Source organism: Micromonospora sp. NBC_01638 (genome assembly GCF_045209745.1).
GTDB lineage: Bacteria > Actinomycetota > Actinomycetes > Mycobacteriales > Micromonosporaceae > Micromonospora.
Window position 1 is genome coordinate 2726052 of record NZ_CP109273.1, and the last position, 12313, is coordinate 2738364.

The 12313-nt window shown below is 70.2% G+C and carries 13 protein-coding genes, 1 tRNA gene and 1 pseudogene; 7 read left to right on the top strand and 8 right to left on the bottom strand.

Annotation, left to right across the window (positions count from 1 at the left end):
• The first annotated feature begins 34 nt into the window (after positions 1–34).
• A tRNA-Thr gene (locus OG811_RS12895) sits at positions 35–108 on the top strand.
• Between the two features lie 17 nt (positions 109–125).
• Here OG811_RS12895 and OG811_RS12900 read toward each other — a convergent pair.
• The 5 genes and pseudogenes from OG811_RS12900 to OG811_RS12920 form a co-directional block, all read right to left on the bottom strand.
• On the bottom strand, positions 126–1061 hold the full coding sequence (locus OG811_RS12900; RefSeq protein ID WP_406074430.1) for a tyrosine-type recombinase/integrase: 936 nt from the start codon (positions 1059–1061) through the stop codon (positions 126–128).
• A gap of 201 nt (positions 1062–1262) precedes the next feature.
• The gene (locus OG811_RS12905) at positions 1263–1448 is read right to left on the bottom strand and encodes a helix-turn-helix domain-containing protein (RefSeq protein WP_406074432.1); all 186 of its coding nucleotides are present in this window, start codon (positions 1446–1448) and stop codon (positions 1263–1265) included.
• The gene (locus OG811_RS12910; protein WP_406075693.1) at positions 1445–1852 is read right to left on the bottom strand and encodes a replication initiator; all 408 of its coding nucleotides are present in this window, start codon (positions 1850–1852) and stop codon (positions 1445–1447) included. The genes OG811_RS12905 and OG811_RS12910 overlap by 4 nt, the downstream gene beginning before the upstream one ends.
• A 28-nt stretch (positions 1853–1880) precedes the next feature.
• Positions 1881–2471, bottom strand: a pseudogene (locus tag OG811_RS12915) (replication initiator); the annotation flags it as partial.
• A gap of 58 nt (positions 2472–2529) precedes the next feature.
• Positions 2530–3492: an alpha/beta hydrolase family protein gene (locus OG811_RS12920; protein WP_406074434.1), complete on the bottom strand. Its 963-nt coding sequence runs from the start codon at positions 3490–3492 to the stop codon at positions 2530–2532.
• A gap of 380 nt (positions 3493–3872) precedes the next feature.
• Between OG811_RS12920 and OG811_RS12925 the strand changes: the two genes are divergently transcribed.
• From OG811_RS12925 to OG811_RS12935, 3 genes are all read left to right on the top strand, one after another.
• Entirely contained in the window at positions 3873–4232 is a 360-nt protein-coding gene (locus OG811_RS12925) for a hypothetical protein (protein WP_406074436.1), read from the top strand.
• Between the two features lie 625 nt (positions 4233–4857).
• Entirely contained in the window at positions 4858–5328 is a 471-nt protein-coding gene (locus OG811_RS12930; protein ID WP_406074437.1) for a hypothetical protein, read from the top strand.
• A 630-nt stretch (positions 5329–5958) separates the two neighbouring features.
• A complete protein-coding gene (locus tag OG811_RS12935) occupies positions 5959–6513 on the top strand; it encodes a DUF4240 domain-containing protein (protein WP_406074439.1) in 555 nt (184 codons plus the stop codon).
• 13 nt (positions 6514–6526) lie between these two features.
• On the opposite strand, the gene OG811_RS12940 is transcribed toward OG811_RS12935, so the two are convergent.
• Positions 6527–7144 carry a pyridoxamine 5'-phosphate oxidase family protein gene (locus tag OG811_RS12940; protein WP_406074440.1) on the bottom strand — a complete coding sequence of 206 codons (618 nt, stop codon included), beginning with the start codon at positions 7142–7144 and terminating at the stop codon, positions 6527–6529.
• A 165-nt stretch (positions 7145–7309) separates the two neighbouring features.
• Here OG811_RS12940 and OG811_RS12945 point away from each other — a divergent pair, with 165 nt between their 5' ends.
• The 3 genes from OG811_RS12945 to OG811_RS12955 are packed head-to-tail and all read left to right on the top strand — an operon-like array spanning position 7310 to position 9482.
• A complete protein-coding gene (locus tag OG811_RS12945; protein WP_406074442.1) occupies positions 7310–7813 on the top strand; it encodes a DUF2231 domain-containing protein in 504 nt (167 codons plus the stop codon).
• Positions 7813–8364, top strand: coding sequence for an Hsp20/alpha crystallin family protein (locus tag OG811_RS12950; protein WP_406074443.1), 552 nt, complete (start codon positions 7813–7815; stop codon positions 8362–8364). The genes OG811_RS12945 and OG811_RS12950 overlap by 1 nt, the downstream gene beginning before the upstream one ends.
• Before the next feature lie 8 nt (positions 8365–8372).
• Positions 8373–9482, top strand: a complete 1110-nt coding sequence (locus OG811_RS12955; protein ID WP_406074445.1) for a glycosyltransferase family 9 protein — start codon at positions 8373–8375, stop codon at positions 9480–9482.
• A gap of 9 nt (positions 9483–9491) precedes the next feature.
• Here the strand turns inward: OG811_RS12955 and OG811_RS12960 are convergent, their stop codons facing one another.
• Together OG811_RS12960 and rfaE2 are read right to left on the bottom strand one after the other, a co-directional pair.
• Positions 9492–10370: a glycosyltransferase family 2 protein gene (locus OG811_RS12960; protein WP_406074447.1), complete on the bottom strand. Its 879-nt coding sequence runs from the start codon at positions 10368–10370 to the stop codon at positions 9492–9494.
• On the bottom strand, positions 10367–12196 hold the full coding sequence (gene rfaE2 / locus OG811_RS12965) for a D-glycero-beta-D-manno-heptose 1-phosphate adenylyltransferase (RefSeq protein ID WP_406074448.1): 1830 nt from the start codon (positions 12194–12196) through the stop codon (positions 10367–10369). Before rfaE2 ends, OG811_RS12960 begins: the two co-directional genes overlap by 4 nt.
• Between the last annotated feature and the right edge of the window lie 117 nt (positions 12197–12313).

Sequence of the window (12313 nt, forward strand, 5' to 3'; positions counted from 1 at the left end):
GGGACCGTGGGGTGCCGTACACTTGCTGATCGTTGCCGCCTTAGCTCAGTCGGCTAGAGCGACGCACTCGTAATGCGTAGGTCGACGGTTCGATTCCGTCAGGCGGCTCGGCACGGAAGCCCAGGTCATTGGCCTGGGCTTCGCCGTTTCCCAAGGTCAATCACACCGCCGTCGGTGGTGTCGGTCCGCAGATAGTCCGCACCCCGCGCCGCGAACGCTTCGTCCAGTCGGGTGGCAACCGCGTCCAGGTCGTCACCGAACAGGCCCGCGTACACGTCCAAGGTCATCGACGCCGACGCGTGCCCGAGAATCCGCTGCACCGCCTTCACATTGGCACCAGCCGCCACCGCCAGACTCGCCGCTGTGTGCCGCAGGTCGTGGGGAGTCACACCGGCCAGCCCGACCGACGCCGCCGCTGGCGCGAAGACCCGTGATCGGAAGTTGGTGTTCCTCAGCGGCCCACCGTTGGGCGCGGTGAACACCAGCTCCTCTCGGCGCTTCCCGGCCACGTGCGCGGCCAGCTCGTCGACGAGGAACCGTGGAATCGGCACCGACCGCCGCTGGTGATTCTTCGGTGTGCCCTCCACCAGCTCCCCGCCGACCTCTGCGAAGGCCACGGCCACCGTCACCCGACGCCGCAGCAGGTCCAGCCGCGACACCCGCAGCGCCGACGCCTCACCCCACCGCAACCCGGTGTAGGCCAGGAATCGCACCAGCAAGCCGTACCGACCGCACGCCTCCGCGAGCCTCGCCACCTGGTCGTGGTCGAGGAACACCGGTTCCTCCTTGACCACCCGAGGCAGCCAGATGCCCTCTGCCGGATTCCGGGACATGCGCCCATCCCGCACGGCATGGGCCAGAACCAGCGACAGCACCCGATGCGCGTACCGGACCGTTGCCGGGGCGAGGCCGGACGCGGTGAGCCGCTGTACCCAGGCCGCGACCTCCGCGTACGAGACTGCCGAAAGCGGGAAGCCCTCCCAGGTCGGAAAGATTTGCCGCCGCAACGCCACCTCGTACCGGGCACGGGTTGTCGGCTTGAGCTGCACCTGAGCCGCCATCCACTGGGTCGCCCGCGTGCCCACCGTCACCCGTGCCCGAGCGGGGCCGATCCAGTCGCCCCGGGAAAATGGCTGCCTTGGCAGATGCTTCCCACCGTTCCGCGTCCGACTTCCTGTCGAAGTGCCGAGCGATCTCTTTGCCCGAGGCATCCCGGACCCGCGCCCGCCACTTCCGGTTAGGCCGCTTCTCGAGGCTCACGTTTACCCCGCCTGCTTGGCGAGCCAGGCCCGTACGTCCACCGGGTCATAGCGCAGGTGCCGACCGACCCGAGACGCCCGAGGCCCGATCCGTCGGTACCGCCACTGATAGAGGGTGCTCACCGGCACGCCGAGGAACGTCGATACGTCCTCAGCCGTCCAAAGCGGTTCGATGGTCCGGGTCCTCATGCTGCTCCCTCCTGGGGTGTGACGGTTGCCGAAACATCGGGCGGTGCCTGGTTGCGTTTCGCGGCGTCTAGTTGGGTGCACCATTGGATGCGTTCAGAGATGGCGCGCAGGACCCGATGCCCGAGGGGTGCAACGTCCGGGTCGGTCGGCCTGGCGAGTTCCCAGGCGTGGCGCTGCTCGCCGCCCGGCGGGGCGGTGTTGGCGTCGGTGGTGACGCCAAGCAGGGCCTTGACCCACTCGCGGCGGTCGGCGCGATGGTCGGTGAGAGTCTTGCCGGACCATTGCCGGGAGATGAGGACGCGTCGGCCGCCGATGCCGAGGGTTTCCCGTTTGTGGACCTTGTTCTTGCAGTTGCCCGGCGGCAGTCCCTGCTTCGCTTTCTTGGGCTGGACGCCGTAGAGCAGCCAGTTGGCGCACCCGCTCCGAACAAGGCGTGTGCCGCAGCTCTGCCCACAGCCGTTCCAGGTGGGCGCGTTGCCGTCCGGTGGTCACGTCGTGGCAGTCGGCGGCTTGCTTGGTGAGGAATTTGGTGATGTAGCCGACGCAGCGGTCGGCGTCCGTGGTGCCGGCGAGCACGCCTTTGGCGTCGACCTGGGCACCGAAGCGTGCGACGTGCACCGGGGAGGCGTCGGGGTCGGCGTCGACCAGGTCCAGGGCGTCATCCCACGATGGCAGCAGCAGCCCGGTGGCCGGGTCGGTGTAACCGGCGGCGTCAGCGTCCCACTGCGGCGCCCTCCCCTGCTCGTAGATCCGCGCGTCGATCGAAGGCCACCACACCTGGTGATACGTCGCGGCGGCGACCTGACGCACCAGCGCCCGAGGGATGGTGCCCCGGATGGCGAAGTGCGCGTGCGAAGCCAACCGGCGCTGCGGCTCAACGGCACCGGCGTACTGGACGTTCCAGCCGACCGCCCGACGCAGGTTCTGCCATAACCGATCAAGGCGGCCCGCAAGCGGGCCGCGCCGGCCCGGCCCCGGCCTGCTGGCGACCTCCGGCCGGCATCGGCCGGGCCGGCCGGCCACACTGACGGGACACAAGACCTCGAAGACCTCTGGGCTCCGCCCCGAACCCCGGCCCTCCTCAGAGATCAGGTCTCAGCGGCAAGCGGCGCTGTAGCCAGGTGACGATGAGTTCGTCGAAGCCCGGAGCCCGCTCGGCAGGAGCGTAGCGGCCCTGCTTGACCTGCGTGGGTCCCTTGCCCGTGTAGACGCGAATGTTGTGGTCAGCGCAGGGAAAGACCACCATCGCGTGATCGGCATGGCGTGCATCCTTCAGGGTGTTACTGATGGCGCGCACGCTCGCCTCTACCGGCACCAGCAGGTCATCGGCGCCGAAGATTGCCAGCAGCGGGCATTTTAGGGCTGCCAGCGCCGGGGCAGGGTCGTAGTCAGCGATGCCCGCGATGAAGGCGATGGACTGGGGTGTTGTTCCGGCGAGTAGCGGATACCAGGGGGCGGCATGCCAGTGCGCTTGCGCGGCGTGCACTCGCGCCGGGTCGTCGCCTGACTGAACCCGCTGAATCTGGTCGTGTAGCAGAACAAGCGCCTGCCGGATGTCCGCGCTGCTGAAGCCCTCCGCCGCGAATTGGTGGCGGAGCCGGTACTCCTCCTGAACTCGCACGCTCACGCCCGGCCCCGACACCGTCACCACCGCCGCTACCTTGTCGTCCGCTGACGCCGCCAGTTGCGCCACCCAGCCTCCCTGGCTGCCCCCGATCAGCGCGACCGCATCGGATAGCACGTCCTCGCGGCTTCTCACGGCCTGGACCGCAGCCACGGTCTCCTCAGCGCGGTCGGCCATGGTCTGACGGGTCCAATCGCCCGTTGAGGCTCCAGAACCGGGCTTGTCATAGGCAAGGCTCGCAAAGCCGGCTGCGGCAAGCCTCGTCTGCCACGGCCCCTGGTTGCGACCACCCGGACCAGAGCCTTCGACGAAGACCACTGCCGGGTACGGACCCAGCCAGGGCGGTCGGACGAAATCGCCGGCCAGCTCGTTCCCGTCGTCCTCGAACGACAGCTCCGCAGTCACAGGCTCGAACAACACCCCGTCAACCGTACGAGGTGCCTGCTACCCCTCGCATCCTTGGTCGCCGTGCCATCCACGTGCCAGTAGCCCGTACCCCCGACGGTCGCCAGCGGGCACGAATGGTCCCCACATCCTGCGGCTGGCCTGCCCCACCAGGGCCTTGTCCGGCCGGCCACGCTTCGGGACGACAAGACCTCTTAGAACCTCTGGGCTCCGCCCCGAACCCCGACCCTCCTCAGAGATCCGCCAAGCCCCTGAGCCCGCTACCCCTGCTGCCACCGGCGGAGCCGGTAAATCCGAGGCGGGTCAGGTTCTCTGTTGGCACGTGACTCAGCACCTGGTCGAAGCCGACGACCAGTGCGCTAGTGGACCGAGCGAACGACTCCTACCATGAGCCGATGATTGAGCAGAGCCAGCGACGCGTTCCTGTGCCGGTCGCCGCCGCCTCCGTGATTTTGCTCGTGGCGGCCGCGCTCTCGGCGTCGATGATGTTTGGGAGTGGCCCATCCATCGCCACCGGGTTGATAGGGGTGCTTCTTCTCCTGGCGTTGGCTTACGGCCTGTGGCGTGGTAGCGGGCGGGCCCGGTTTTGGACAACCATTCTCTCGACCGTCAGCGTTGTGTACGGCGTTGTCGCGATCACCAGGGCCGATGCTTTAGGGCTGCTGCAGATCGTTGGTCCATCAGTCATCGTTGGCCTGTTGCTGGTGCCCGCATCGTCTCGGCGGTGGTTTCACGACTTGCCGGCGGAGGAGTAGCGCCGACCTTCAGTCGAGCATGCGATCCGCATCTAGTCCGCAAGAGGTTGGCGGACGGCGGGGGGAGCGGTGCGAGATGTCGAGAGGTGTTTCCGCTGCTAGGGCCCCGTGTACCCAGGTCGTCCGGGTGGGCAATTTGATCTCGTAATGCGTAGGTCGACGGTTCGATTCCGTCAGGCGGCTCGGTACAGAAGCCCAGGTCAACGGCCTGGGCTTCGCCGTTTCCCGAGGTCGACCACGCCGCTGCTGGCGGGTTGAGTCCTTATCGCGGCCTTCTTGATCTGGCCACTGAGCCGGTCGGCGATGCGCTCGTCGCGCTTCCGGGCCGTGTGTTGGGGTCCCGTCCGGGCCACGAGGTCGGCGAGCCTCGCCGGTCCGTGAGCCCAGGGTCAGTGACACGGCATTCGCCCCCATCCTCCGCAACGGCCCACGCTTCACGTCGGCCCGCGGCCGATGGCGATCCGCGCCTCTTGATCACAAGGTGGTCCCAACCCCCGGGTAACGACAACTGGCGCCTTCGCGTCAAACGTTTCCACCAATGCGGCAGACGGCCGTGCACCACGCTAGCCCCCTCACAGGAGAAACTATGCCTCGCACCCGTCTCATCGCTCTGGCCTGCGCAGTCATGCTCGGGTTGACCGCCTCTCCCGCCTCGGCGAACGTCGCCGAGAGCGACTGGGAGCTGAGCCCCAGTTCACCGATCACTGCCCCGGCCGGCGTGCGGTGCGCCTTCGCTGTCCACATCGAGCAGTCCGTTGACGGGGTCCGGACGCGGGTGCTCGCGACCTACCCGGATGGGTCTGTAAAGCAGCGCGAGTTCGTCGGGCCCCTGGTGGACACCGTGACGAACATGGCGACCGGAGCATCGCTCGACGTGAACGCAAGCGGACACGCGACCATCGACTACAACCCCGACGGCAGCCAGACCTGGAACTGGGCAGGCCCTGTCCTGATGGGGTTTGCTGCGGGTCACAGCAATCACGCACCGGGCCTTTACCTTCTTACCGGCCACTACACCGTCGACATCTCGGCGTCCAGCCGAACGGTGCGGGCCGCCAGCGGCACCGAACTTGACCTCTGCGCGGCGTTGTCCTAACGATTTTTGGCCGCTAGGGGCCGACTAGAGCGGATTGACCGACCAGCGCGGCTACATGCCGTGTAGATCAATCCGATTCCCAAGCTGACAGTCTGGGAGCCAGGGCCGGGAGCCACCGGGCCGAACGGAGCCGGACGAGCCCGGACCGATCCAGTTGCCGAGAGCACGGCGGCCAGGGCGACGCGGACGTTGCCGAACGGCTGCGGAGTGGTCTTGGGAATCTACGGATCAGATGGCGACACGGCACCGGGTCAGTCCTCATTTAGTCCTCAAGAGGCCGGACCGCGACCACCGACACTCAGAGATGCCGAGAGGGATTTCCGCAGGCCAGGCAGGGCTAGCGCACGTAGACCGAGGTGGGCAACTTGATCTCGTTATGCGTAGGTCGACGGTTCGATTCCGTCAGGCGGCTCGGCACGGAAGCCCAGGTCAACGACTTGGGCTTCGCCGTTTCCGAGGTCGATCACTCCGCGTCCGCGTGATGCCTCGCGTCGGCCCTGGTTCCAGGCGGTGGTCACGAGCGCGGGCACGACGGATCTGTCCATCACGGTCGTCCTCTGTGCTCGCTTGGACGCCGGGTCCTGCAGCAGGAGTTCCGAGAGTGTCGGTGGTGCTGGATACGGTCTGGCGGTGATCGTGACCATCGATGCCCCTGGGACGCTGCCCACCCCCGCTGACGAGGCCCGGCTGTGGGCACTCATCGAGTCGGCGTGGGCCGGGTTGGGCGCCGAGCCCTTGGCGCTGCGGCAGGCCCTCGTCGAGCGCGACCCCGCCGATGACGACGGCCACGACGAGGACGGCCCCTCCTATGCGATCGACGCCTGGCTGGACGCCTTCCTGGCCCGCCTCGGGGACCTGACCGTCGAGCTGACCGGGCAGGAGTTGACCGACCTCGACCGGGTGGTGGAGCGCAAGTTGCACGACATCGATCGGGAGGACATCCACGAGGTGACCGACGGGTCGGACGACGGCTTCCTCTATTGCCGAGGTTTCATCGTCGCCCTCGGCCGGGCGTACTACGAGGCGGTCCGCGCCGACCCTGCCCTGGCTCTGCCGGATGCCGATTGCGAGAGCATGTGCTACTTCTTCGCGCACCTGCACAACGACCGGTTCGGCTCCTGGCCGGAGACCGGCTCCGGCATCTCTCGGGAATCGTTCGGCAATCCGGCCGGCTGGTCGGCCTGAGTCGACAGCGGGATCAGACGTAGATCTTCTTGGCGTACTCCGGGCCGTAGTGCCGTTCCAGGTCTTCCAGGCTCTCCACCGGCGCCTCGACTTCCTTGATCAGGCGTGCTCGGGACGGCAGTGCGTCGGGCTGCCAGGTCTCCGGTTGCCACAGCGCCGACCGTAGGAACGCCTTCGCGCAGTGGTAGAAGATCTGCTCGATCTCCACCACCACGGCGAGCACCGGTCGGTGACCCTTGATGACCATGTCGTCGAACCATGGCGCGTCGCTCACCAGTCGGGCTCGCCCATTGATCCGCAGGGTGTCCGTCCGCCCGGGGATCATGAAGAGCAACCCGATGTGCGGGTTGTCGAGGATGTTGCGGTAGCCGTCGCCCCGCTTGTTGCCCGGCCGCTCGGGCAGCGCGATGGTCGTGTCGTCCAGCACCAGGGCGAAGCCGGCCGGATCGCCCTTGGGCGAAACGTCGCAGCTGCCGTCCGCGCCGGCCGTGGCCATCAGGCAGAACGGCGATGCGTCGAGCCACTGGCGGTCCCGCTCGTGCAGGCGGGGGCGTTCCTTGTTGGCGGCCCGCGCGTTCGGCACGCCGAGCACTTCGCGCAACTGCTCGTGCGAGGTGATCTCCACCGTCACGTTGTTCCTCCCTCAGCCGTTGACCCGTTGGGGGCGCAACCATTCGTCAGCCTAGGCCGCCGTGACCAGCGCGAGGTTTGTGCCGGGTCGTCGGGGGTACGGCCGCACCGATGCGCCCGCCGCACGTGACCGTTCCGTAGGACGCCGACCAGTGGAGGCCGGGAGATGGAGAGCCGACTCAAGGTGCTGGGTCACCCAGTCCATCCGATGCTGGTCATGTTTCCAGTCGCGTTGCTGGTCACGGCGGTGCTGTTCGACGTGGTGGATACCCTCGGTGGGCCCGACTTCCTCGGCGAGGTCGCGTACTGGAATATCACGGTCGGCCTGATCGGTGGCCTGCTCGCTGCGGCGGCGGGCTCGTTCGACCTGTTGGCGATCCCGACCGGCACCCGCGCCAAGCGGGTGGGTCTGCTGCACGCCGGCGCCAACGTCGCGGTGATCCTGCTCTTCGCCGCCGTGTGGGTGGTCCGGCTCAATGCGGACTCCCGGGCTGCCGGCGGCGCCCTGGTCGCCATCGAGGTGGTCGCGGTGGTGATCCTCGGCTTCAGCGCCTGGCTCGGTGGTGAGCTCGTCGACCGGCTCGGTGTGGGCGTCGACCGCGACGCCGGCCTGGACGCGCCCAGCTCACTACGGCCGTCCGCGGCCGGTCAGCGGATCGGACAGGTGTGATGAGCGAGCAGCAGACCGGCGGCTTCGGCCGGGGGTGGCGGGGCAGTCGGCAGCAGGGCTGGGACCCGATGGGGGAGCTGCAGTCGCTGCGCGCCGAGCTGAGTCGGCTGGTCGGTGGTCGAGCCGGGGGGTCCGACGTCGAGCTGACCGAAATCGCGGACGGCTGGGAGGTCGTCGTCCGGCTGCCCGGGGTGGCACCGGAGGAGGTGGCGGTCGAGTTGGACGACCGGGAGCTGTGCGTGCGGGCGCGCTCCGAGGCGGAGGTCAACGCCGACCAGGGCATCCCCGGCGGCTTCGAGACCCGCGGCTTCGAGTACCGCGTCAACCTGCCGTCGCGGGTCGACCCGGAGGGCATCGACGCCGTCATGGATCATGGCCTGCTCCGGGTCCGGTTGCCTCGGGCGGCCCGGCCTGCGCCGCGCACCATCACCGTGGGCCGCACCGGGCCGCGTTCCGGTGGCCCTTCCACGGGTACGCCGATGCCGGCCGATCCCGCCGCGGACCGGGAGCTGCACCGCCCGGACACCGTCGGCGAGACCGACCGCCGCTAGCGGACAGGGTGGCCACCACCCCGTCGGTGCTCGGCCCGGCCGCCGAGCGCCTTCCCGACGTGCAGCGGATCGCTGTGCTGCGCGCCAACGCGCTTGGCGACTTCATCTTCGCCCTGCCGGCGCTGGACGCGCTGCGTGCCGCGTACCCCTCGGCGGAGATCGTGCTGCTCGGCGCGCCGTGGCACGCGAAGCTCTGGCGCGACCGGCCCGGCCCGGTGGACCGGGTGCTGGTGATGCCGCCGGCGCCCGGCATCCGTACGCCCGACCCGGGCGAGGCGGAGTCGTCGATGGACGACTTCCTGGCCGTTGCCAGTGGTGAGGGTTTCGATCTGGCGGTGCAGATCCACGGCGGTGGCGCCAACTCCAACCCGCTGATCAGTCGCCTCGGTGCCCGGGTGACCGTCGGCCTGCGCGCCGAGGACGCGCCGCCGCTGGACCGGTGGCTCCGTTACGTCTACTACCAGCACGAGGTGATCCGCTACCTGGAGGTGGTGGCGCTGGTGGGAGCGTCGGCGACCACCATCGTGCCGACGCTGGCGGTGACCGACGCCGACCGGGCCGAGGCGGCCCGGGTGCTCGGCCCGGCGGGCCGGCCCCGGGTGGCGCTGCATCCGGGTGCCAGCGACACGCGCCGCCGCTGGCCCGCCGAGCGCTTCGCCGAGGTGGCCCGTGAGCTGCACGGCGACGGCTACGAGGTGCTGGTCACCGGCACGCCCTCTGAACAGGAGGTGGTGGACCGGGTGGTCGCCGCGGCGGGGGTGCCGGTCCGGCCGCAGGTGGGCACGCTCAGCCTCGGTGGTCTGGTGGGGTGCTACGCCGGCTGCGCGCTTGTCGTCTCCAACGACACCGGCCCGCTGCATCTGGCTGCGGCGGTGGGCACGCCGACGGTGGGCATCTTCTGGGTCGGCAACCTGATCAACACGGCGAATCCCTTACGTGGTCGGCACCGGCCGATCTGCTCCTGGATGGTGCACTGCCCGGTCTGCGGGGTGGACTGCACGCCGGGCATCTACCCGCACCGGCCCGGCGACGGCGAGTGCCCGCACCGGGATTCGTTCGTCACCGACGTACCGGTGATCGAGGTGCTGGAAGCCGCCCGGGAGTTGCTCAGCCCGTAGTGACGGCGCTCAGGCCGGCTGCGGGGTGTCCTCGTCGGCGAGGACGACCTCCCACGCCTCAACGTCCCGGTCGGTGACCGTGGTGGGGGACTCCAGGTGGTACGCGCCGCTGGGCAGGATGCCCGCCCCGCCGTACCGGGCCAGCACCGCGAGCTGCGCGGCCACGTCCTCACCCTGGTGCTTCTCCTGCACCCGACGCCAGAAGTCGAAGCCACCGACGTCGACGAGCTTGGCCCGGTCGTAGAGCACGCACCCGCCGATCCAGGAGACCTTGTACGCCCGCCACGCGCCGGGCGGCAGCGCCAGGTCCTCGGTGATGTGCAGCAGGTTGGCCGCCGAGTGGATCCGAGCGCGGTTCCACTCCGGGGTGTCGGGCCGGATCCGCTCCGGTGTGGGCGGGCCGATCCACTCCTCGTAGTGCCCGTGCGATTCCGGCCGCACGTCGTCGGCGTACGAGAGCCCGTGCACGCCGTTGCCGACGAACCCGCAGCCCAGCTCACCGATCGCCGTGACCAGCCGGTGCAGCGCCCCCGGTTCCAGCCAGATGTCGTCGTCGAGGCTGAGGACGTACCGGGCGGCCGAGGCGGCGAGCAGGTACGCCCGGTGTTCGGCCAACCCTCGTCGGGGCAGCCGGCGGGTCAGCAGCACCGGGTGACCCCGGTGGCGCAGCGCCCGGACCATGGTGGCCGCGGCGGGGTGTGCGTACGCCGGATCCCCGTCGGACTGGTCGCTGACGACCACCCCGAAGCCGGGCACCCCGTCCTGAGCGGCGAGCCCGCCCAGGGTGACCGCCAGCTCGGCGGGCCGGTTCCGGGTCGGAATCAGCACGTCGACCAGCCGGTCGGCGCGGAAGCCCTCCGGGTTGCCGAGGTCCGGGGGGCGGTTCACGACGCCTGGGTGCGGATGCGCAGCGACGGGTCGGGCTCCCGGTCCTGGCTGTGTGACCGGATCCGCTCGATGATCGCTGAGGTGGACCGGTCCGGCACGTACCCCAGGGTGCGCACCTGGCCGCCCAGCCGGCGCACCAGCGGCGCCTCCGGCACCAGTTCCGGCGGATAGTCCCCGCCCTTCACGTAGGTGTCCGGCCGGACCGCCTCGATCAACACGGCGGGCGAGTCCTCCTCGAAGATCACCACATGGTCCACACAGGCGAGCGCGGCGAGCAGGGCACCCCGGTCCTCGACCGGGTTGACCGGCCGGTCCGGACCCTTGAGCCTTCGTACGCTGTCGTCCGAGTTGACGGCCACGATGAGCAGGTCGCCCAACGCGCGGGCCTGCTCCAGGTAGCGCACGTGCCCCCGGTGCAGCACGTCGAAGCAGCCGTTGGTGAAGACCACCGACCGCCCCGCCTCGCGGTGCTCGGCGACGATCGCGTCCAACTCGTCGCTGCCGACCAGGGCGGGATGGCTCGTGGTCTCGCTCGGCTGGTTGAGCGCGGTGAGCAGATCCTCCCGCCGGCACACGCAGGTGCCGGTGTCGGAGACGGTGATGGTCGCCGCCAACTGGGCGAGCTGGGCGGCGGTGGGCAGGGGTGCGTCGGCGGCCAGGGCCAACGTCATCGCCGCCAGGTACGCGTCGCCGGCGCCCACGGCGTGGCTCGCCGGGACCGGGGTGCTGTGGCTGCGTCGCGGCTCCCCGTCGGCGCCGCCGACCACCGCGCCGTCGGTGTCCAGGGTCACCGCGACCACGTCCGCACCGGTGTGCGCGCGCAGCTCGGCCAGGCGCGACCCGGCCAGGACGGCCCGGTCGACACCCTCCCCGGCCTGCGTGTTCACGGTGACGCCGGTGCCGGTGACGCTGAGCCCGTCGCCGGTGAGGGCTACCCGACTCTCGCCCGGAGTGGGTTCACCGACCGGCCCGGGGCGACCGGCCCGTGGCGGCTTCAGGGTCGGCTCGGCGGTGCTGTCGTCGGCGCGTACCCCGCCCGGCGCGGCGCCGACGGTCAGTTCGGACGGCCCGTCGGCCGGGTCACCGTCGAGGTGCTCCAGGTGCAGTTCCGCTCCAGCCGTCGGTCGGGTGGTCGTGCCGCCAGCCCGGGCCAGCAGCCGGGTCGCCTCGGCGAAGCTCGGGGTGACCACGGTCGGCGCGAGGCCCCGCCAGTCGGCCAGGTCGTGGGCGTCCAGCGCGACCGTGGCGTACCGCTCGCGTTGTTCGACCAGCCATGCGCGAACCGGCGCGGGCAGCGCGCCCAGGCCGTAGTCGCAGACCACCAGGGTCGGCGCCGCACCACCGGCGGCGGCGCGCAGCTCCTCGGTGGCGCAGGCCAGGGCGGTGAGCAGCCGGGTCACGCCCTCCGGGTCGAGTGCGTCGTCCGGGTCGCCGGAGTCCTCGCGCAGCAGAATCTGGTTGCCGGCCAACATCCGCCGCTTCACGGGGGTGGGCCGTCCGGGCTGGTTGACCGTACGGTCCCAGACGCCGGCGCGGTCCAGACAGTCGTGCAGTTCGTCGCCGGCCACGTCCGCGCCGACCGGTGCCACCAGCACCGCCCGGCCGCCGAGGGTGGCGACGTTGACCGCGGTGTTCGCGGCTCCGCCGGCGGCGGAGATCCGTCGGCGCAGGGTGAGGACCGGGGCGGGCGCCTCCCGGCAGAGCCGGTCGGAGTCGGCGAACCGCCATTCGTCCAACATGGCGTCTCCGACGATCAGGACTGGGCGTCCGAGCCAGCTCTCCACGACGGTGGCGAGCCGGCGCTGTTCCGCTGCTGCTCCTGCCATACCTCCCCGGGTCCCCACCGCCCCCCCAACCAAACCTGCGCCCGCCCCGGTTCCCGCCCCGGTTGTCACCTCGTCGATCATGAAGTTAGCGGCATGACACGCCGACGACGGCACCGC